This is a genomic window from Prosthecobacter fluviatilis (assembly GCF_055388355.1).
In genome coordinates this window covers 5507416-5529148 of record NZ_AP043782.1, presented here as the reverse complement: position 1 = coordinate 5529148, position 21733 = coordinate 5507416, and the positions used below count along the sequence as shown (strand labels likewise).

The window sequence follows — 21733 nt, the reverse complement described above, 5'->3', positions numbered from 1 at the left end:
TCGAGGGCGTTGCTGGCTACCTCGCGCTCTAAGGGGTTCGTGCCTCATGAATGAGGCGAACGAAAGACGTTCCCCTCCAAAAATAGATTCCATTAGATCTCACTTTTGTTTTGCGTGAGCCGAAATAGTCACTGCGGCAACCGAGGGATCTGAATTAATAAATTTGCCGAGTCTCCACTAACAACGAATTCAGGCATATCTTTTAGAATAATTTTCAATTTTTTAGGTAGTGCCGTTTTGTGTCTAAGCAACCGAGAACATAAGTCACCAAATTCGAAGATAGAGACGGTCTGTTTGCCTTGCCTAGCGAATTCCGCAGCAGTCTGGCGAATGATACTCTGGGCTTCGGAAACTGAAACTTTGACTACAGCGGGGCGTGATGGGGTCGAATTCTTAGTAGGCGTTGCTATTCGGTCGGCTGGTGAAGATGGCGATGAATTTGCATCTAGAACAGCTTTTATCGGCTGCGGTTTTGAGGGCTGCGGTGAGTCAATTCGAACTCGGGGTCGCTGGTTGTTAGTAGCCATGTCATTTCCGAGCCCCCCTCCAGATGCCGACACGTTGAGCTTCGGTTGAGCAGTCGACAGTGGTGGGGAGACCGAGGAAGGTAAGCGTCCAAAGACAGGCTCCTTAGCAAGGACGACGACCCACTCAGGGGATTGCTTGTTAATCCGTATGTCAGGCAAAGTCTTGAGGAGAGCGCTGAAGCTTTCGTGCCCGAGACGCTTAAAGAGCCATATTGAGCCAGGGAATTCTCGCTCTAGATCGCTCTGCAGGTCGCGCAATCGAATCGGTTCGGATTTGTCGGCAGCTTTCCGCACTAGACGTGAAATTGTTTCTTCTACAAGGGGACGTAGTTCTGTGGGGTCTATTGACTTACCACTGTACAAAGTCAGTTCCGGAGCCAAAAAGCGCACAGCAACGGCATCCAGGGTCGTTGATCCCTCAGAAAATTCCACTACACGTCGTTCGGGATCTTGGAACTGCAAAATGGGTCGGCTGGGACCTTCCACATTCTTCGCCGTAAAGGAGTAAACCACGCCTGCGGCGCTCCGAATTGATCCAGCGCGTTTGCTGCGCGTATATCTGGTTACAATGCCTAGCTGCCTCACGCCCGACAAATAGAATGGGGGGGGCGCATCGGATGCCGATTCACTGTCCCCCTTAGGCCGCACAATGGTTTCCTCACCGGATTCTATCAATTCATACTCGCCCGTATTCAGTAGAACGTTGGCAAAGTCGGATAGATCCGCCCGCTTTTGTCCAAAGAGCCCGTCGATCCCAAATGCGGCCTCGATTCTGTCTTGAAGCTCCGTTAACGTAAGATCAACACCAAGGTCCGCGCGGGCTTTAATAAGATCATCGGTAAACCGCATGACCGTCTGTAGCTGGAGGTGTTCCAACCGACTTTTTGCAATCGCCGCTGGCACCGCTTCCTCAGCCAGTTGAATAGAGCGATATATCTCGGCATCGACAAAACCGCCGGCGCGACCTCCTTCGCTGATATGGCCGGGCTGCACCATCCAACCTCGCAGCCCGCTCGGAGAGAAGCCAAGATAAAAATTTACCATGGTTTCCTCGTCTTGGTTGCGCTCGAATACGTATCGCCCCCCGCTTGATGACTTGCCATCAGCATCCTTGCGCTTTGCACCCGGCACGAAGAAGACATCGACCTCACCGTCAATTTGAATCTTTCCCGCCTGTGGGCCATCGATCCTTGTGATGATGCCGTTAACTCTGCGCAGGTATTGTTCGTGCGGCCAGAAGTCTCGCGTTCGATCCCACCCGCCCAGGTCCAGGCTGGAAATCAATGGACAGCCTATAGGAGTGACGGCCATCCATTGCTCGGAATTGGTTTTGCGGCCAATGACGAGATTTTTGCACTGATCAAGGGCGCTTTCCATCTCAGTGAGCGAGTTCGATTTTGCTGCAAACCAGCGCTGAAAAAACAGAATGTAAAGATAGTAGTGCGGACGCCACGAACTGTAGCGATGCGACCATGCGCTGAGATTCGTTATGGCCCAGTCAAAATCGAACTCCGGTAGTTGTATCGAGGCTTCAAACCAAAGGCGGTAATCTTCCTCAAGCCGCGAGCTTTCACGCAGGTTCACACGCATAAGCGTGGAGATTCGACGGATCTCGGCTTGCGAAAGCTGACGCCATTGGCGCTTGCCACGTGCAAAAAAGGCATTGGCCAACGCGCGTCGGCTGCGATTACTGCTCCGTCCGCTACTTTCTGACACTTCCCAAATCAGAATGACGGAATCGAGATCGCCGTAAAGTTTGCTCAAGTCAGCAGCGCACTCGTTCAGGAAATCGCGATTGCGGTCAAGCACTCCGTAAAGTCGGCGCGCATCGTTGAGGAGATTCTCGGCAAGAGAGAGTTGCTCGGCCAACCAATCGGCGATCTTTACATGTTCGCCACCGATCTGCGCCACATTGTCAATTCCAAGCGCACGTTTTACCGCATGCGCAACGCGGACGATCATTTGTAGATGGCAGATGTAGCCGTAAGGGTCTTCGGGGCCTAGCTTACGTGCTTCGGCAAATGCGTCTGCCGCACCTTCATAATGTGGACGCACGGCTTCGAGCAACTCGCTCGGTTGAGCAGACTTCATGCGATCGATAACCTCCCGAGCACGAGCACGACGCACTACCCCAAGGGTATTATGGTGAATGCGATCATGCGGAGAAAGACCAACCGCCGTTTGCAAGCAGGACTCAGCGAAGTCGAAATGACTTCCGACTTTGTAGACTTGGAAGCGTCCCAAGTGATTCCAGAAATGTGGATTGTGCGGATACTCGTCCGTCAACATTTTGAGGATGACCTTTCCAGGCTCTGGGCTGCCGTAGCTATCTATTACCTCAACAACTAGGGGAGCGAAGTCTCCACGATCATCTGCATCGGTCGAACCTCCACCTTGACGATCCGTAAAGACCTCTCGCAGGAGCTCGTTCACTTGCTCGGACTGAGCATCCGTGCAAGCGCGGAGCTCTCGAATGAAGTCAGTCGCCATGTCCACAAGATCGACGCGCCAATACCCCCCCCCGGTTATGCGCGAGAGAACCTCCTCGGCAATTACTTGATGTTGCAAACGCCATTGACCTGCGCGCGCCGTCACTAATCGGGCAGGGCCCTCACCCAAAAGTTCTTCGAGTGCAAGTTTCGCGTCTGCGGGATAATTTCGAAGGAGCTTGCATACCGCCTCAGGTATGCCGCTGTTTGAGTAAATGGTGCAGATGGCAAGATATTTCAGCAGCGTGCGGGGCTTCTCGCGCAAGTTGCGCAAATGCTCCTCCACATAACGCTCCAGTCCTACATAATCCCGTTCAAAAGTGATTAGGCCGTAGAAAAATGGGCTGCGAAATCGAGCCAGCGTAGTGTCAGACGTGATCCGTCGAAGATCTTCGAGCCTCCGCGGATCAGTGGTCAGTCCAGAGTAGGCTTTGAAAAATTTTGCCGACTCACCTGCGTCCATCTCACGCACCAACCCAATTACGTCGTCCTCTGGCTCTTTTAAGACACGGCGCACATAAAGCAGAACCGCGCGGCAGTTCCTGTCACGCAAGTTGCGATGCAAATCCTCTCTGTCTGTTTCGGAAAGAACGCTAGCTTCCGCCACGACTAAGACCGGCTTTTCTGCTAGACGAAAGAGACTCGCCACTCGATCCACTACTGCGTCCGACCATTTATGAATGATCGCCACAGGATATTCGAGCCGCAGATCCCACGCTGCGCGCAAGGCAACGGTCGTGCCCCCTGAACCTGGCTGATGGTAGAAAACCACGGTGTGGTTAGTGTGTGCCTCAAGCCGGTCGCGCAACGTCGGCTGCAACTTCTCGATGCTTTCATTTCGCGGAATGTCAATGTCTGCCGCAAGATCATGGAGCAAAGGTGGATTGCCCCGCCAGAATTCCACGGAATCACGTGCGGCAACAATTTCTGACTCGTCATCAAGCACACGAGAATGAAGCACCAGTAGGCATTCTTGCATTGTGCGCAGGCGATCTACTGAGATGACTGTCCACCCCCTCGCCGAAGGAACGGCGGTTTCGAACTGGATTGTTGATGTGCCATAGAGATTATTCAGCCGTTCCAGAAAAGTTTTCAGAGCTAACGGGACATGCTTGTGCCGAAGCTGCGAAGGAATGTCGCTTCCACCGAGAATAATCGTCGTCGCCTCGCCGTTACTGGCCTCGAACATCACATCTGCGATGCGATTCAAGCGCTCCATCGGCGTGCGCGGGTCTCGACTGGCCCCCGGCAGCATCACAACAAAAAGAGGAGTCGGCGTTGTCTCTTGAAAGACTTTCTGAAGAAGGACGCGGATACGTGGAAGTGTCTTGGCTACCCAATCATCCAGTGCCTGCGGCAGCTGTTTGGATAGCAACCGACCACCGGCCAGCATCCAGGCGCAACCTCGATCTAGGTTGCTGGTCGGAATGCTCGTCGGCTCAAATACATGAAGTCCGCGGTGGCATTTCAGGATTGCTGAAGCCAGATGATGTAACCCTTTGGTTTCGGACTCCGGGTCCAAGTCGATCACCGCCGACCACGGCAACTGGCCGAGACTTGCAGCGAGCGGCTGATGGCTCAATCCTTCAGCGACCAAAATATAACGACCAGTATTGCGAGCAAATTGACCCACTACATCAAGAAAGACATTCCAAAGTTTATCATCCGTATGTGACGAGTGTGAAAGCGTATGAACAGCCGTATTACGAAGAAGGCGTCCCAAGCTTGTAGGCTCATGGCGTTCGACGTAGAGCCGCGCAGCCCAGCCTGCATAGCATAAGGCGAGGAACCTCTTGTTTTCACCCATCGGCTTATTTGCCCAATTGATCCCGGCTGCCACGCGAGCGAGGTAGAATTGTCGATCCACGTCGTCCTTCCGATCTGGTAATGTCTGCTGCTGCCACGAATGAACTGCCGCACGGCAAGTCTTGACAATATCCGCAGCCCAAAGGGCTCCGTTAGGGAGCCGCTCCGACCGTTCGGGCCTATCCACCGTCTTCAGCAATCCGATGAGCGCCGATGCGGGCAACTCGCCAAGTGCGTTAAGAATCGCGTAGAGTTCGAGATAGGCTTGGTCAAATCCAGCTGGTCCCATTTTAGACAGACCGAAGTCAATAATCTGATAAGGCTGAGATTGCGGATCACGAGCGTAGAAAAGCAAATTACCTCCATGCAAATCATGGTGAAGCAAAGCCTTTAGCTGAGGACGCGGCTCGATTTGTACCTGCTTCAGTTCTTCGCAGAAATGCAGCGGATGTATGAGGACCTCAGCGGCCTCCGTAAATGTCGCGCTAGTGCCCAGGATGCGGTTGGCCAGTGTGTGAAACTCCGGTGCATCATCGGGCGACAGGCGGTATCCTAACCATTCGGTGAGTAGTTCATGTGGAGTATGCGGCTTCTCTGGCACGGTTGCGACCCATGCGTGAAGTAGATCTCGCGAGACGCATCCAACCATCTCCCGCAAACTCGAATCTTCACGATTTGACGCAGTTTGAAATGCGTCAAGGCTCTGACCTGCAATACTGTAGAGCATCGCGTAGCCGTTTGTCTCCTTGGGATCAGTCCCAACTGGGGGAAATTCTGCTTTCAGCTTTGGAATGTGCTTTGCGGCAAATTCCGAAGCAAATTCGCTCGCAAGTTTATACGCAACATTTTCAGCAGTCTGATCAGCGTGCCTGGGCCAAAGGCTGAGCTTAAGAATGTAGGTGCCATTCAAGGCCTCCCCTTCAGCTGAGGGCCTAAAGTCAACACGGAACACCGCTGCCCCAGAAAGACCGCCACTTAATGCCTTTAGCGTGTAAGCCGCATTGGGAGCCCATGACTTTACGGCCATTTCGCCGACATCGCGAAGTGCGTCAAATTCTGGCGGCAGAGCTTTCCAAGGCATAAATCTTCAGATCACTGGTATGCCCCATGGTAGCGATTTGCAACTAAAGCAACAGACTTTTTTAGGACTCTTCACCACCAACCCCCTCATTTACGCCTCCACTCCAAGCAGGAAAGGACCACCCCCCCATGCGATTCTAACGGTTTCCATAGACTACCCGGGGACATTGCGGGGTTCACCTGCTCGGGGTGCGCTACAACACGAAAAAGGCGCGAGAGGAGGCGATGCCCGCCAGCATATCCGATGAAACTGGACCATGAGCTGATCACTGCTCCAGTCTGCTCTGAATCGTAGCTGAGATACCTCGCCAACAAATTGAGTGACTACTTCGGTAGGGGCACGCATCTGTGCATTTCCCAGTAATTGCAACCGCCGTGTGAGCCAAGTCTTTCTTCGCTCGTGGGACTACAAAAACTGTTACTCGCCAAATGCCAACAGACGCCTCCAGGATCGGGCAAGCTAGACACCAATAAAGCGCAACTGGGTTACTTGGAGGGGAGGATTTGGATGGCGTCGAGACTGAAGCCGGAGGGAGTTTAAAGTTTCAGGTTTAAAGTTTAAAGTTCCCAGAGAGGGATCATTTGGCGGGAAGGACCTGGACGGCGTCTAGGTGGACGTTTCCGCCTGCGTTGGCGGTGCGGAAGATGACGGCGGACTCTTCACCGGAATTGAACTTGTACGTTCCCAAGCTGTAGGCGCCTTGGGGGTCTTTGGGGGCTTTGGTTTGATCGACGGTGACGGTTTTTTCGCCGTCGGCGGTGAGGATTGTTACTGGGGCGGTTTTGGCGCGGTTTTCGTGGGGCTGGAAGTAGATTCGGACTTCGTAATTTCCGGTCTGCTTGACGCTGAAGGGGAAGCGGGCGCTGGCGGTTTGATCGGAGCTGTAGCTGTAGTGTTTGCCGACGTAGGGCTTGAGGCCTTCGCCGTGGGCCCATTTGCCGGTGAGCTCGGCTTCGGTGTCGTCGATGACGATGCCTTCGAGCTTCTTGGGGTCGATGCTGTCTGCGGAGGTACCGGGTGGGGGGAGGTCGGGGAGTTTTTTGGCGTTGGCGGGAAGGTAGAGATTCCCTTCGAGGGTGTCGCGGCGCATGGCTCCGGGCTGGGACATGAGGTCTTTGAGGATGTCTAGATATTGCTCATAGACGCCACGGGGGGTGGTGTGGTGGCGGACGCAGATCCAGGCGGCTTTGCCAACGACTTCGCCCATCATGCCGCAGGTGCGCATGACGCGGGTGGAGCCGAGGGCGTGGCGCTCGACGGAGATGGTGCGGCCGGCCATGAAGAGATTGCCGATGTCCTTGCTGTAGAAGCAGCGGTAGGGGACGGGGTAGCCGTTTTTGCGGTCGGTGTGCTTGCCGAATTCGGCGCGGGAGATGAAGGGATTGTCGGGGAAGTTTTTGGCGTACTGCTCTTTGGGATAGTGGAGGTCTTGATCCCAGGTGGTGGGGACGCAGCCGTCGGGGTGGATGATGCCTTTGACCATGTCTTCGCCGTTGAGGATCATATCTCCAACGATGCGGCGGGATTCGCGGGGGCCGCCGATGTAGGCGAGCCAGGTGAGGTCGAAGTCGGCGTATTTGTCGGCCTTGAGGGTCTTCAATGCGGAGACGGCGCCATAGACGGCGCGGAAGTTGTGGTCGCGGATGAGCTCGAGGTCGTTGAGGGGGTGCTTGTCGAAGCCGCTTTCCCAGAACCACTCGCCATGGACGTAGTCCTCAGGGGCGGGTGTGGGGGTGTAGCCGAGGTCGTAGCCTTTCATGTTTTCGGCGTTCTTTTTGCCGACGGGAGCCATGGGTTTGGGCTCGGGGAAGTCTTCGAGCGTGAGGGGGAGGGCCCAGGGGGTGGCGGGCCAGGTGACGGGGTGCTTGAGGTTTTGCATGACCCACATGTTGCTCATGCCCATGCGGCCTTTTTCTTCCATCATGAACTCGGCTCCGGCGAGGGCGCCGACGCTGCCGTGGCCGGTGCAGTCCACGAAGAGCTTGCCGAGGAAGCGGGTTTCTTTGCCGGTCTTGGTATCGAGGCCGATGACGGAGCGGATGTTCTTTTTGTCGGCTGTCATTTCGACGCCGTAGACGTGGGTGTTGAGGTGGAGGGAGATGGTTTTCTCGGCGTTGACGGTGTCTTCTTTGAGCTTGTCATTGAACTCCTGGGGGGAGGCGGCGGGGCTGTTGCTGGCGCGGTCGGCGAACTCCTCGACGATCTCGCCGAGATGGGGGTAGAGGCCGCGGCGGGTGCCGCCCATGGCCCAGACCTGGATTTCGCTGGAGCCATTGCCGCCGAGGACGGGGCGGTTTTGGATGAAGGCGACCTTGAGGCCCTGGCGTGCGCCGGAGATGGCGGCACCCATGCCGGAGTAACCGCCGCCTACGACGACGAGGTCGAACTCGGGGGATTCGGGGGCTTTCTCTGGGAGGCCGAGGAGCTGGCGGCGGAGTTTATTTGTGGCGGCGAAATCGGCGGGCGGGGTGAAGTCTTCGCCGTCTTTGGCGAGGATGAGGGCATCGATGCGGCCATCGAAGCCGGTGAGGTCGTGGAGGGCGAGGGTGGCTTTGCCGCCGGAGAGTTTGACGGGACCGGCTTTTTCCCACTGCCAGTCTTTGCCGGTGGTGCCAAAGGTGTGGTCGAGGGCGGTGCCGTTGACGGTGATCTGGAAACGGCCGGGGGCGCCGGTGGCATTGAAGGGGGCGACCCAGTTTTTGGTGCGGGCCCAGAGGGTGTAGGTGCCTGCGGGGAGGTCGATGTCTGTGGTGGCGTCTTTGACGGGCTTGCCCATGCCGTGGGCCATGAGGTAGGGGGAGCCCATGATGTCGATGAACTGGGTGTCGAGGACCCAGCCGCCGGGGGTGGAGAAGGATTCTGCCTCAAGCCAGAGGGGCTGCGCGTGCGCGGCGGTGGCGAGGGTGAGGAGGGTGGCGAGGAGGACAGATTTCATGGTTGGGGGTGGTTTTAAACGAGGACGAGGGGGGAAAGCAATCGTGGAGTGTTTGTTACGGTAACAGGGTGGGGTGGCATTTATGATTTATGATTTGGGGGAGTGGTGACATGCGGGAAGATGGGGAGACTTTCAGACAATGAGACAACCAGATGGGGAGATGAGGGGTGAGTGGATGGATCGAGTTCGAGCAGGAGGACGAGGACGATGGTGGGACGATGGTGGGACGATGGTGGGACGATGGTGGGACGATGGCGGGAAATAAAAAACGCGGTGCCTTTGGGAGGGCACCGCGTGGTGGAATGGGTATGGAGGCGTGGGGCAGTGTGGAGCGCTGGTGGTCGGGCGGGCTAACGCCACACCCAACCTACGAGGGGTGGGCGTGGGCTGATGGGGAGAAAGGGAGCGCTGATCGACAGGCAGGAGTGCCTGTCGTACTTCCCACGAAAAACGCGGTGGGTCCGAGAGGACGCACCGCGTGAGGAGAGGTGGGGGGACACGGGCAGGATTGCCCGTGCTACTTTTTATTCGGCTTTGAGGGAGGCCATGTCGATGGAGAAGCGGTATTTGACGTCGCTCTTGAGGAGGCGGTCGTAGGCTTCGTTGATTTTTTGGATGGGGATGATTTCGACGTCGGAGGTGATGCCGTGGGTGCCGCAGAAGTCGAGCATTTCCTGGGTCTCAGCGATGCCGCCGATGAGGGATCCGGCGAGGCGCTTGCGACCGAAGAGGAGGCCGAAGGCGGAGACGGGGAGCGGTTTGTCGGGTGCGCCGACGAGGGTGAGGGTGCCGTCGATTTTGAGGAGGTTGAGGTAGCTGTTAATGTCGTGATCTGCGGAGACGGTGTCGAGGATGAAGTCGAAGCTGAAGGCGTGGCGCTGCATCTCGTTGGCGTCGGAGGAGATGATGACTTCATCGGCACCGAGGGCGAGGGCGGCGTCTTTTTTCTTGGGGGAGGTGGAGATGACGACGGTGTGGGCACCGAAGGCGTGGGCGAACTTGACGCCCATGTGGCCGAGGCCGCCGAGACCGACGACGCCGATTTTTTTGCCCTTCAAATCGCCCCAGCGGCGCATGGGGGAGTAGGTGGTGATGCCGGCGCAGAGGAGCGGGGCAACGCCGGGGAGGCTAAGGTTTGCGGGGACGGCGAGGGCGAAGTGCTCATCAACGACGATGGAGGAGGAGTAGCCACCGTAGGTGACGGGGGCGGTGCCGTGCTTGTCTGGGGAATTGTAGGTGAAGGTGGCGTGGGGGCAGAACTGCTCGAGATTGGCGGCGCACTGGGGGCAGGACTGGTCTGAGCCGACGAGGCAGCCGACGCCGACGATGTCGCCAACCTTGTGCTTTTTGACGGCGGAGCCGACCTGGGTGATGCGGCCTACGATTTCGTGACCGGGGACGCAGGGATAGACGGTGGGCATGGCGCTCCACTCATTGCGGGCCTGGTGGAGGTCGGAGTGGCAAACGCCGCAGTAGAGGATGTCGATCTCGACGTCGCGGTCGGTGGGGTCGCGGCGGGGGATGCTGAGGTGGGAGAGGGCGGAGGTGGGGCTGGAGGCGGCGTAGGCTTTGGCGGTGGGCATGGGAGTAGTGGGGATGTTGAGAGGGTTAGTTGAGCTGAGTGGGCTGCTGGTATTCTTCGTCGGTGACGTGCTCCAACCAGTCGACGGCCTTGCCATCGAGGCTTTCCTGGATGGCGATGTGAGTCATGGCGGTGGTGGGGGAGGCACCGTGCCAGTGTTTTTCGCCGGGCGGGAACCAGACGACATCTCCGGGGTGGATTTCGACGACGGGGCCGCCGAGGCGCTGGGCGCGACCGCAGCCGGAGGTGACGATGATGGTCTGGCCGAGTGGGTGGGTGTGCCAGGCGGTGCGGGCGCCGGGCTCGAATGTGACGGTGGCGCCGGCGACGCGGGCGGGGGCCTCGGTTTGGACGAGGGGATCGATGCGCACGGTGCCGGTGAACCAGGAAGCAGGGCCCTGGGCGGAGGGGCGTGAGCCGTTGCGGTGGATGTCCATGGGAGTATGGGGGGGTTACGCCTGAGAAGGGTTTAGCAGCGGTTTATTGTGCGCAAGTTTCAGCCAGTGAAGCGAAACCAGGGAGAGAGGGCAAGAGCAAGATTGGATTCGCGCGGCGGTGCTGTGTAGAATGCGGGATGGCACGACCCTCCATGAATGACATCGCCCTGCGGCTTGGGATTTCCAAGATGACGGTGTCGCGTGCACTGCGTGGCGGGAAGCATGTGGAGGCGGAGCTGAAGGGGAAGATACTGCAGGCGGCGGCGGAGCTGGGGTACCGGCCGGACCCTGAGATCGCGAAGCTGATGACGCACATGCGGCGGACGCGGAAAACGAGCGCGCCGCAGACGCTGGCGTTTGTCTGGGCGGAGCGAAGCTCGCGGGAGAGGGAAAGCTCTTCGTGGTCGCAGCAGCTGGTGCTGGGAGCGCACCGGCAGGCGGAGAAGCTGGGGTTTAAGCTGGAGGAGTTTCACCTGGCAGCGAGAGGGATGACGGGACGGAGGCTGTCGGAGATCCTGGAGGCGCGAGGGATACCGGGATTCATCCTCTCGCCGCTGGTGTCGCGCAGCCGGGGGCATGTGAGCATGGCGTGGGAGAAGTTTTGCAGTGTGGTGATCGGGCTGGGCTATGCGAGGCCGCAGCTGCATCGGGTGCACCACCATCACTATCTGGGGATGATGACGGCGCTGCGGATGCTGAAGAAGCAGGGGTATAAGCGGATCGGCTTTTACTGCGGGAGCACGATCAATGAGCGGATGTTTCGGGCGTGGTCGGCGAGCTTTTTGGCGCATCATCCGCTGACGAAGCCGGGGGAGCTGCTGGCGCTGCGCAAGTCCCTGAACTGCAGTGATTTCCAGGAGTGGCTGCGACGCGCGAAGCCGGAGGTGGTGATCGATGGCGGACATCTGGTGAAGGAGTGGCTGGAGGAGATGCCGAGAGACCGGAGGCCGCAGCATGTCTCGCTGGGCTGGCGAGCGGACATGCCTGAGGTGGCGGGGGTGGACCAGCAGGCGGATGTGCTGGGAGCTGCTGCGGTGGACCTGCTGGTGACGCAGTACCAGCAAAATGAGCGTGGCATTCCGGAGTCTCCCAGAATCGTGATGACGGAGGGCGTGTGGAGAACTGCCCAGCTTGAGAAGGCAGAACCAAGGCGGACAGGGGGGGTAAAGGGGAGGGTTGACGGGTAGTGCTGGCCCAGCGCAGGTTTTGATGAGAAAACTGGCTGTGCCTGGGAGAACTGAGGGTTTACGCTCTTATGGCGTCAAATATTTGGTTTTATGCCTAGTATCTCGAACTACTTTTTATTCGTTTTTGTTTTATTCCGTTGTAGCGCCTGAAATCCCACGCGAACTGCCGCACTGGTGTCGGGGGTGGGGCCAAAAACCCCTTGAAGAGGTTATATGAATGGACTGGAGTTTGTGGCTCGTTAGGACCAAGAATGGAACCACTGCATCTCGCTTCCCGGAAATCCCTCATTTATGTCGGCCTAGCGGCCAGCATTCTCTTCAGCGGCTGCCATCACAAGGAGGCTGAACACAAAGAGGAGGAGAAGCAGCCCAAGCTGGTGCTGACAAATCCACTGAAGAAAGATACGCTGGTCACGCGCGAATATGTGTGCCAGATCCGCTCCTGCCGAAACATTGAGCTGCGGGCAGTGGAACGCGGCTACCTGCAGTCGGTCTTTGTCAAAGAGGGGCAGGTGGTGAAGGAAAACGAACCGATGTTCAAGATCCTGCCGCTGGTTTACCAGGCGGAGCTGACAAGCGCGGAGGCTGAGGCGCAAGTGGCCAAAGTGGAATACGAGAACACCAAAAGGCTGACGGAAAGCAAGGTGGTGTCTGACAAGGAGCTGGCCATCTCCCAGGCCAAATGGGAGCAAAAGAAGGCGGTGGTGAACCTGGCCCAGGCGCATCTGGGCTTTACCAACATCAATGCCCCTTTCACGGGACTGATGGACCGGCTGTATCTGCGGAACGGGAGCCTGGTGGATGAAGGGGATCTGCTGACCACGCTGTCTGACAACAGCGAGATGTGGGTGTACTTCAATGTGCCTGAGGCGGAGTATCTGGATTACATGTCGGAGGAGCAGCCGGAGGAGAGAAAAAAGGTGGAGCTGCTGATGGCGAACGGGAAGATTTTTAACCAGCCAGGAAGGGTCAACGTGATCGAGGCGGAGTTTAACAACCAGACCGGCACCATTCCCTTCCGTGCGGACTTCCCGAATCCGGACCGCCTGCTGAGGCACGGAGAGACGGGCAACATACGCATGAAGAAGCTGGTGAAGGATGCGCTGCTCGTGCCGCAGAAATGCACCTTTGAGATTTTGGACCACCATTATGTGTATGTGGTCGGCAAGGACAACATCATCAAACAGGAGAGAATCCATGTCGTGGAGGAGGTGGAAGACCTTTTCATCGTCAGCTCCGGTGTGACCACGGAGGACAAGATCATCTTTGAAGGGATGCGGCAGGCCAGAGATGGCGACAAAGCCGGGGAATACACATTTGAGAAGCCCGAAGAGGCCTTCAAAGAACTGAAGATTAAGGCGGAATAAAATAACCTGACCATGTTTACAAAGATCCTGCACAGGCCAGCACTGGCCATCGTGATTTCGTTGATCATCCTCTTCCTGGGGGCACTTTCGATCTTCACACTGCCCATTTCACAATTTCCCAACGTGGCACCGGTTCTGGTGACGGTGACGCTGGACTACCCGGGAGCGAGCGCGAAAGTGCTCGAAGAGTCCTGTCTCATTCCGCTGGAGCAGTCGATCAACGGGGTGCAGGACATGAAGTACATGGTGTCCAGCGCGGCGAGCTCGGGCGAGGCGGTGATCCAGATCTTCTTCCACATGGGGACGGACCCCAACCAGGCGACGGTGAACGTGCTGAACCGTGTGAACGCGGTGTCGTTCCGACTGCCGCCGCTGGTGGTGCGAGAGGGCATCATCGTGTGGAACCTAGCGCCGAACATGCTCATGTATGTGAACTTGTACAGCAAGGACAAGAACGCGGACATGAAGTTCCTCTTCAACTACGCGTACATCACGCTTTTCCCGGAGCTGTTCCGCACACGCGGAGTCGGTTACGTGAAGATCCTGGGAACGCGGCAGTATGCGATGCGCGTGTGGCTGAAGCCGGACCGCATGCGTGCCTACAACGTCTCAAGCGAGGAGGTGATGAAAGCGCTGCGAGAGCAGAGCATGATCGGCTCTCCGGGACGAATAGGACGAGCGGACAGCAAGACCTCGCAGTCGCTGGAATACGTGCTGGTGTATGCGGGCCGATTTAACACGGCGGAGCAGTATGGGAACGTGATCCTGCGCTCCACGGAGAGCGGCGAGCTGCTGAAGCTGAAGGACGTGGCGGAAGTGGAGCTGGGAAGCGAGTTCTACGACCTTTACTCCGACCTGGACGGCGACCCGTCCGCGGCCATCGTGATCAAGCAGAGCTATGGCAGCAATGCGGCGGAAGTTATCAAGGAGCTGAAGGCGAAGCTGGAGGACGCGAAGGTGAAATCCTTCCCGCCGGGGATGGACTACAAGATCAGCTATGACGTGTCGAACTTCCTGGATGCCTCGATCCACCAGGTGCTGCACACGCTGGTGGAAGCATTCGTGCTGGTGGCGCTGGTGGTGTTTGTGTTCCTGGGAGACTGGCGTTCGACGCTGATCCCGACGCTGGCGGTGCCGGTGTCCCTGGTGGGAGCCTTCTTCCTGATGCAGCTGCTGGGGGTGAACATCAACCTGATCACGCTGTTCGCGCTGGTGCTGGCGATCGGGATCGTGGTGGATGACCCGATCGTGGTGGTGGAGGCGGTGCATGCGAAGATGCACGGCACGTTCATCTCGCCCTACAAGGCGACGCAGATGGTGCTGCATGAAATCGCGGGTGCGGTGATCGCGATCACGCTGGTGATGACGGCGGTGTTTGTGCCGGTGACGTTCATGTCGGGTCCGGTGGGTGTGTTCTACCGGCAGTTCTCGATCACGATGGCGGTGTCCATCATTCTTTCGGGTGTGATGGCGCTGACGCTGACGCCGGTGCTATGCGCGATGATTCTGAAGAGGACGGACCACCACCACAAGTCGCGGGGACCGATCGCGTGGCTGCTGGGGATCTTCAACTACTGGTTCGACAAGGTCACGGACCTTTATGTTGGCATCCTGAGGCGCATCGTGCACCTGCGGACATTCACGTTCCTGATCCTGGGCGGAGCCGGTGCGGCGATCTACTTCATCAATGAGACGCTGCCTGCGGGATTCATCCCGACGGAGGACCAGGGCATGATCTACGCGATTTTGCAGACACCGCCGGGAACGACGCTGGAGCGTACGTATGCGAAGTCTCGCGAGCTGATGAAGGTGGCGAAGACGATTGAAGGGATTGACTCAGTGTCCACGCTGGCGGGCTACGAAGTGCTGACGGAAGGCCGCGGATCGAACTCCGGAACGTGTCTGATCAACCTGACGAACTGGGAGGAGCGCCATCTGACCGCGCCGCAGATCATCGCGGAGCTGAAGGAGAAGTGCCAAGAGATCTCCGGGGTGCGAATCGAGTTCTTCGAACCTCCGGCGGTGCCCGGATACGGTGCGGCGGGCGGCTTTGCGCTGAGCCTTCTGGACAAGACGAATTCCGGTGACTACGACAAGCTGCAGGATGTGAACAACGAGTTCATGGAGAAGCTGGCGAAGCGGAAGGAAATCCGCGGACTGTTCACGTTCTTCAGTGCGAACTACCCGCAGCAGGAGGTGATCATCGACAACAAGATCGCCATGCAGAAAGGGGTGTCGATCGGCAAGGCGATGGACAACCTGGACATCATGGTGGGAAGCACCTACGAGCAGGGGTTCATCCTGTTCAACCGGTTCTGGAAGCTGTATATCCAGGCGCATCCGGACTACCGCAGGCTGCCGAAGGATCTGCAAGACCTGTATGTGGCGAATGAGAAGGGCGAGATGGTGCCATACTCAGCGTTCATGAAACTGGTGCCAAGGCTGGGCCTGAACGAGATCACGCGATACAACGCCTACCCTGCCCCGAGCATCCAAGGTGCGCCGGCGGACGGGTACAGCAGCGGTGAAGCCATCGCAGCGATCAAGGAGGTGGCGAAGTCTCTGCCGCGCGGTTATGACATCGCCTGGGCCGGCCTCTCGTTTGATGAAGCCGCACGCGGAAACGAGGCTGTGGTGATCTTTGTGGTGGTGCTGCTGTTTGTGTACCTGGTGCTGGTGGGCCAGTATGAAAGCTTCACGCTGCCGCTGGCGGTGATTCTCTCCCTGCCGATCGGGGTGATGGGCTCGTTTGCCCTGCTGAGAGCGATGGGGCTGAGCAATGACATTTATGCGCAGGTGGGGCTGATCATGCTCGTGGGCCTACTGGGCAAGAACGCCATTCTGATTGTGGAGTTTGCCTCGCAGCGGCACGGGGAGGGGCTGACGATCCTGGAAGCCGCCATTGAAGGCGCCAAGGTGCGGTTCCGCCCGATTTTGATGACGTCCTTCGCATTCATCGCGGGGATGATTCCCCTGCTCCGGGCCCATGGCGCAGGCGCGATCGCCAACAAGACCATCGGTGCGTCTGCGGCCGGGGGGATGTTCCTGGGAACGGTGATTGGCCTGCTGGTTGTCCCTGGACTTTACTACATTTTCGGTACGATCTCTGCTCGCGGCAAACTTCTTCCTGATGAAGATGACATGCCTTTGAGCGAACTCGGAGAGTACGGCCACGGTCATCAAGAACATGAAAAAACTGAAGAACAAACTCCTAGCATTTAATTTCGTCTGTCTGTTGGTCATGGTGCAGGGGTGCTCTTCCGTGCTCCGTCGCGGGCCGCTGCCATCCAGCGACCCGCCGCTGCCGGCGAACTTCCCTGACACCTCGGGCCCGAACAACTCCGCCATGATCGGATGGAAGGAGTATTTCAAGGACCCGAACCTGACCTCACTGATCGGCCAGGCTCTGCAGAACAACCAGGAGCTGAACATCCTGATTCAAGAGATCGAGTTTGCGAAACAGGACGTGCGCCGTACGAGAGGGGCCATTTTCCCCTTCGTGACCGGAGGCACCACTGCGGGCATCGACAAGGTGGGACGTCATACGGCAGCGGGAGCTGCGGAAGACAACACGGCGAACGAGATCGCTGCGGGAAGGCCGATTCCGACGAACACGCCCAACTTTGGGTTTGGAGCGGATTTTGACTGGGAAGTGGACATCTGGAGGAAGCTGCGCAACGAGCGTGACGCAGCGATCCTGCGCTATCTGGGAACCCAGGAAGGGCGGAACTTCATGATCACGAACATCGTGGCCGAGATCGCCACGAATTACTATGAACTAGTGGCGCTGGACAATCAGCTGATCACGCTGAAGCGCACGATCGAGATCCAGCAGAACGCGCTTGAGGCGGTGAAGCTGCAGAAAGCGAACGCGCGGGTGACGGAGCTTGCGGTGCGCCGTTTCGAAGCTGAAGTGCTGAAGAACCAGAGCCGTCAGTTCAAGATCCAGCAGCAGATCACGGTGACGGAAAACAACCTGAACTATCTGGTGGGCCGCTATCCCCAGCCGATCAAGCGCCGGTCCGAGGGCTTTGACCAGCTGATGCTGACGCGCATCGGCAGCGGTCTTCCGGTGCAGCTCCTGCGCAACCGCCCGGACGTGCGGCGCGCAGAACTGGAACTGGCGGCGACGGGACTGGATGTGAAAGCGGCGGCAGCGAGGTTCTACCCTGCCCTGAGCATTCAGGGTGCGCTGGGCCTGCAGTCCTTCAGCCTTGCCTCCGCGTTTAACGCGCCAGCTTCGATCATGTACGGTGCCGCAGCCAACCTGATGGCGCCGCTGATCAACCGAAGCGCGATCAAGGCGGCCTTCCTGGGCGCGAGCGCGAAGCAGATCGGGGCGATCTACACCTACCAGCAGACGGTGCTGAAGGCGTACATTGAGACGGTGAACCAGCTGGCGCAGATCAAAAACTACGGCAAGAGCTACGACCTCAAGAGCCAGCAGGTGGCGGCTTTGAATGATTCCATCACGATTGCAGGACAGCTGTTCTTCAATGCACGTGCGGACTACACGGAAGTGCTCTTCACGCAACGTGACGCCCTGGAGTCGAAGATGGACCTGATCGAGCTGAAGCAAGAGCAGCTGAACGCGTTTGTGAAGGCGTACAAGGCGCTGGGCGGTGGCTACAACCGCGCGGCTGGCGGCTCTGGGAACACCACGAAGATGGCTGTGCCGAAGATTGTCGGCCAGCTGCGTGGCGGGAACTGATGAGATCTGAGATCATCGCCTAGACCAACTACGGGCTGCACTGGAGGAGAGTTTGACTCCCCCCTGAAAGTGCAGCCCGCTTTTTTTGAGGGGAGAGATGCCAGGTCTTTTGTCTCATACCATCCATTGTGGAAAGCGGCCTGCAGCTTCGACTGAACGAGCGCTGGAGGGCTGAGAGAGCTGCAGGAGGGCCTGTACTCCGATCATGATCTCGAAGCCTTTCCTGCGTTCCTTCGGAGCGCGATGTTGAGTGAGATCAAACACCCAGGGCTTGCGCCCCGAGCTGACTCCTGTGGGCCTTTGGCCCACGGCGCTGTGTCTTGATGACCTGATGGCCGACGCTCTTTCTCAGCTCTCTCAGCTTCTACAGATCTGTTTTCAGCATCATTCATCCCATTGGCACAGACCAGCGGCTGATGCACTGCGAGCAAAGCTGCTTGTTTTATCTGCAGGACCTCGCTTTCATGTCGGCCCAATCATGAAATCCCGCATCCTCCTTGCCGCACTTGCCCTGGTCGTCTCGATTCCTGCTTTTGCAGGTGAATTTGTGTCCCTGTTTGATGGAAAGACGCTGACGGGCTGGAAGAACCCGTACGACTGGGGGCAGATCGACATTGTGAATGGTGAGATCCACCTCACGGGCGAGAAGAAGTTCTTTGTGGTGACTGAGAAGCCCTACAGTGATTTCATTTTTGAGGGCGACATTCTGCTGCCCGAAGGCCAGGCGAACAGCGGATTCATGTTCCGCGCGCACGTGGAAAAGAACAAGGTCTTTGGCTACCAGGCAGAGGTGGATGGTGATGCGAACCGCAAGTGGAGCGGGGGTCTGTATGACGAGGGGCGGCGGATGTGGTTCATCAGCCCGATCAAGGGCAACAAGGAGAGCGAGGCTGCCTTCCGTGCCCGCGCGGGCGACGCCTTCAAGCGCAATGACTGGAACACGTACCGGATCGAGTGCCGGGGCAAGAGTCTGAAAATTTTCGTGAACGGGGTGCTGACGACGGATGTGGAAGACGACAAGGATGCGAGCGGTGTGATCGCGATTCAGCATCACGGTGAGAAGGGACAGACGTACAAGTTTCGGAATCTGCGGATTCAGGAGCTGAAATAGGGGGCGTTGCGAGCGGCAGGAGCCATTGATGAATGGCTTTCCGAAGTGGCTGAGACGTTCGATTTTGCCGCAAAGGGGCAGAGGGAGCAAAGGAGGAATTTCACCTCTGGCTTGGCTCCATTGCGACCATGATTCTCTGCGGCAAAGCAACGCCCTGTTCGCGCTCCATCGGGAAGGAGTTTTGCATACTGCCATGCACGTGGATGGGTGAAGCGGAGCGATCCTTGTTCCGCAGGAACAAGGCTACTTTGGTGCGGCTGGCGATGGCGGGACTTTGAAGGCATGCGGCCGCCGAGATTGGGCATCATGCCAAGGCATGGGAGGCTAAAGGCCCATCATCGCGTCGAACACCTGGCGGCAGAACTCGGAAATGATTTTGCCGTCGGTGTAGTGGTTGATCATGAGGGCGTAGGAGTATTCGGCACCTGATTTGGTCTTGGCGTAGCCGGTGAAGGTGCGGATGCCGGACATGGCGCCGCCTTTCCAGGTGAGGCCGTCTTTGGAGAGGAGCGAGGCTTTGTAGGCGGGGCCCTGCGGGCCGGTGCCAGCATGGTATTGCAGACGGGCGAGGTCGAGCGGGCGGATGAAGTCGGCACGGGCGAGGCCGCAGCCGTCCTCCATGCGCAGGCCGATGAAGTCGAGGCCGCGCGGTTTCCAGTGCTCGCGGATGACCTGGGCGGGGGGCTTGCCTGTCTTCACGCCGAGCATGCGGAAGACGCATTCGGTTTCGAGGTTGTCGGAGGTGGCGTGGATGCTTTTGATGATGTCGATGAGGGGTGGGGAGTCGTGCTGGAGCAATGCATAGGAGGGCTGAGCCGTGGAGGTGGCAGCCGAGCCGACCTGAATGCCTGCGGCGGTGAGGAGTGCGCGGAAATGATGCTCGACGAAACGAGCCGGGTCTGGCACGGCGCCTTTGGCCTGAAACTTGGCGGCTCCGAGCGGCACGGTGCCACGGAGGTGAATGGCGGTGGTGATTTCGCCGCCGTGAATGACGACGCCGTCTCCGGAGTCTGCCGGGCCGGTGGTGACTTCGTTTTTCCAGGCGGCCTGGGGGAGTTCGAGATTGATGCCGAGCAGCTCTGCGGGGGTGCCTTCAGCGGGGCCGGCACGGAACATGACAATGTAGCGGTTGTGATTGAGGTTGAGGCCTGAGACGCCGCTGCCATAGCCGTTGCCGATGTCTCCCCAGTTCCAGTAGTCGCTGTAGAGGCTGCCGGTGAAGAAACTGGTGTCTGCACGGATGCCGCCGGTGATGCGCAGGAGGCCGCGCTGTTTCAGCTCTGCCACCCAGGCTTTAAGATCGTCCATCTTGAGCATGGGGTCACCGCCGCCGATGATGACGAGATCGCCCTTGATCTCTCCATTCTGAATGGGAGCGGAGGCTTTGAGCCCGGTGGTGAAATGGAAGTCCGGGCCGAGGATCTCCAAAGCGGTGGCGGTGGTGAGGGTCTTGAGGCTGGAGGCGGGGATGAAGGCGGTGGTGGCGTTGTCATCGAGAATGACTTCGCCTTTGTCATTGAGGAGGCAGAAGCCGATGGCGGCGCCGGCGAGGGCGGGATTGGCGCGGGCTTCCTGGAGCAGTTTGGTGATGGGGTGCGGCTCTGGTTTTGCCGGAGGCTGTGGGACTGGGGGCTGGGGCTCGGGCGGAGTCTCGATCTTGATGGAAATCGGAGGGGTGACTGGGGGGGTGGTGGGCGCACCTGCCTCACGGCGGAGGATGAGCAGGGCCGCCAGGGCGGAGCCGAGGAGAAGAATGAGGAGGTTTTTCCACATGCGCAGGAGTGTAGCGTGTTTTCAGAAGTAGAATTCTGAAAAGAGCGACTTTCTGGGTGGCGGTGCCGCAGCTTGATGCTGGGTTCGCCAAGCTGCACCGCGGCGCTGACGTATGGTGACCCCTCAGCCTGATGGACTGGAGCGAACAGCAGATTATTGCCTCTAGAACGCCATGACCCACCTGCTGTGAGCAACGGGCCACTCGTGTCATGCGCCACTGTTCTTCAACGAGGGAGAGATGCGCGTGGGGCTTGCGGTTTGGTGAACGATGGGCAGTTTTGTGGCATGAAACCTGAGAAAGTGAAGTTCATGCTGATGGCGGCGGACATGAAGCGGGCTGTGAGCTTTTACCGGGATGTGATCGGGCTGGAGCCGCTGTTTGTGAGCGATTTTTGGACAGAGATGAGGTTTGGCGATGCGATCATCGCGCTGCATGGGGGGCATGATGGCTCGCGGAATCCGACGGGGCTGAGCTTTCAGTATGAGGATGTGCTGACGATGGCGGAGAAGATCGCGGGAGCGGGTGGCAAGATTTTGCAGTCGCCGCAGCAGCGGGAGGGGGAGCCGATTTTGCTGGGGGTGTACCGGGATGCGGAGGGGAACGAGGTGTTTATCACGCAGTACGTGGGGTGAATGAGGTGGGATGATGGAGTGGTGGAGTGCGGCTTGGGGAGGTTCGTTTTTGCCGCAGAGGGGCAAAGAGGCAGAGGTGGCAGAGGTGGCAGAG

Annotated in this window: 11 protein-coding genes; 6 read left to right on the top strand and 5 right to left on the bottom strand. The window is 58.2% G+C overall.

Annotated features, from left to right (window positions below; all coding sequences use genetic code 11):
* Positions 1-128: 128 nt before the first annotated feature.
* From ACZ5WW_RS21560 to ACZ5WW_RS21545, 4 genes are all read right to left on the bottom strand, one after another.
* Entirely contained in the window at positions 129-5903 is a 5775-nt protein-coding gene (locus ACZ5WW_RS21560; RefSeq protein ID WP_377162748.1) for an aminoglycoside phosphotransferase family protein, read from the bottom strand.
* A 577-nt stretch (positions 5904-6480) separates the two neighbouring features.
* Entirely contained in the window at positions 6481-8838 is a 2358-nt protein-coding gene (locus ACZ5WW_RS21555; protein WP_377162746.1) for an FAD-dependent oxidoreductase, read from the bottom strand.
* A 524-nt stretch (positions 8839-9362) separates the two neighbouring features.
* Entirely contained in the window at positions 9363-10421 is a 1059-nt protein-coding gene (locus ACZ5WW_RS21550) for an NAD(P)-dependent alcohol dehydrogenase (RefSeq protein ID WP_377162744.1), read from the bottom strand.
* A 25-nt stretch (positions 10422-10446) separates the two neighbouring features.
* Complete coding sequence (locus ACZ5WW_RS21545; RefSeq protein WP_377162742.1) at positions 10447-10857, bottom strand: (R)-mandelonitrile lyase; 411 nt, start codon at positions 10855-10857, stop codon at positions 10447-10449.
* 152 nt (positions 10858-11009) lie between these two features.
* Between ACZ5WW_RS21545 and ACZ5WW_RS21540 the strand changes: the two genes are divergently transcribed.
* The 5 genes from ACZ5WW_RS21540 (at position 11010) to ACZ5WW_RS21520 (ending at position 19233) form a co-directional block, all read left to right on the top strand.
* Positions 11010-12044 (top strand): LacI family DNA-binding transcriptional regulator, encoded by a 1035-nt coding sequence (locus tag ACZ5WW_RS21540; RefSeq protein WP_377162740.1) that lies wholly within the window; start codon positions 11010-11012, stop codon positions 12042-12044.
* 251 nt (positions 12045-12295) lie between these two features.
* Complete coding sequence (locus ACZ5WW_RS21535) at positions 12296-13411, top strand: efflux RND transporter periplasmic adaptor subunit (RefSeq protein ID WP_377162738.1); 1116 nt, start codon at positions 12296-12298, stop codon at positions 13409-13411.
* A 12-nt stretch (positions 13412-13423) separates the two neighbouring features.
* Positions 13424-16633, top strand: a complete 3210-nt coding sequence (locus ACZ5WW_RS21530) for an efflux RND transporter permease subunit (protein ID WP_377162736.1) — start codon at positions 13424-13426, stop codon at positions 16631-16633.
* Positions 16599-18122, top strand: coding sequence for a TolC family protein (locus ACZ5WW_RS21525; protein WP_377162734.1), 1524 nt, complete (start codon positions 16599-16601; stop codon positions 18120-18122). Before ACZ5WW_RS21530 ends, ACZ5WW_RS21525 begins: the two co-directional genes overlap by 35 nt.
* A gap of 478 nt (positions 18123-18600) precedes the next feature.
* Positions 18601-19233, top strand: coding sequence for a 3-keto-disaccharide hydrolase (locus ACZ5WW_RS21520; RefSeq protein WP_377162732.1), 633 nt, complete (start codon positions 18601-18603; stop codon positions 19231-19233).
* Between the two features lie 324 nt (positions 19234-19557).
* Here the strand turns inward: ACZ5WW_RS21520 and dacB are convergent, their stop codons facing one another.
* Positions 19558-21006 (bottom strand): D-alanyl-D-alanine carboxypeptidase/D-alanyl-D-alanine endopeptidase, encoded by a 1449-nt coding sequence (dacB, locus tag ACZ5WW_RS21515; RefSeq protein ID WP_377162730.1) that lies wholly within the window; start codon positions 21004-21006, stop codon positions 19558-19560.
* 285 nt (positions 21007-21291) lie between these two features.
* Here dacB and ACZ5WW_RS21510 point away from each other — a divergent pair, with 285 nt between their 5' ends.
* Positions 21292-21639, top strand: coding sequence for a VOC family protein (locus tag ACZ5WW_RS21510; RefSeq protein WP_377162728.1), 348 nt, complete (start codon positions 21292-21294; stop codon positions 21637-21639).
* Positions 21640-21733 lie beyond the last annotated feature (94 nt).

Coding starts and splice junctions, on each gene's coding strand:
- ACZ5WW_RS21560 (WP_377162748.1), bottom strand. CDS start 5,903: ATGCCTTGGAAAGCTCTGCCGCCAGAATTTGACGCACTTCGCGATGTC.
- ACZ5WW_RS21555 (WP_377162746.1), bottom strand. CDS start 8,838: ATGAAATCTGTCCTCCTCGCCACCCTCCTCACCCTCGCCACCGCCGCG.
- ACZ5WW_RS21550 (WP_377162744.1), bottom strand. CDS start 10,421: ATGCCCACCGCCAAAGCCTACGCCGCCTCCAGCCCCACCTCCGCCCTC.
- ACZ5WW_RS21545 (WP_377162742.1), bottom strand. CDS start 10,857: ATGGACATCCACCGCAACGGCTCACGCCCCTCCGCCCAGGGCCCTGCT.
- ACZ5WW_RS21540 (WP_377162740.1), top strand. CDS start 11,010: ATGAATGACATCGCCCTGCGGCTTGGGATTTCCAAGATGACGGTGTCG.
- ACZ5WW_RS21535 (WP_377162738.1), top strand. CDS start 12,296: ATGGAACCACTGCATCTCGCTTCCCGGAAATCCCTCATTTATGTCGGC.
- ACZ5WW_RS21530 (WP_377162736.1), top strand. CDS start 13,424: ATGTTTACAAAGATCCTGCACAGGCCAGCACTGGCCATCGTGATTTCG.
- ACZ5WW_RS21525 (WP_377162734.1), top strand. CDS start 16,599: ATGAAAAAACTGAAGAACAAACTCCTAGCATTTAATTTCGTCTGTCTG.
- ACZ5WW_RS21520 (WP_377162732.1), top strand. CDS start 18,601: ATGAAATCCCGCATCCTCCTTGCCGCACTTGCCCTGGTCGTCTCGATT.
- dacB (WP_377162730.1), bottom strand. CDS start 21,006: ATGTGGAAAAACCTCCTCATTCTTCTCCTCGGCTCCGCCCTGGCGGCC.
- ACZ5WW_RS21510 (WP_377162728.1), top strand. CDS start 21,292: ATGAAACCTGAGAAAGTGAAGTTCATGCTGATGGCGGCGGACATGAAG.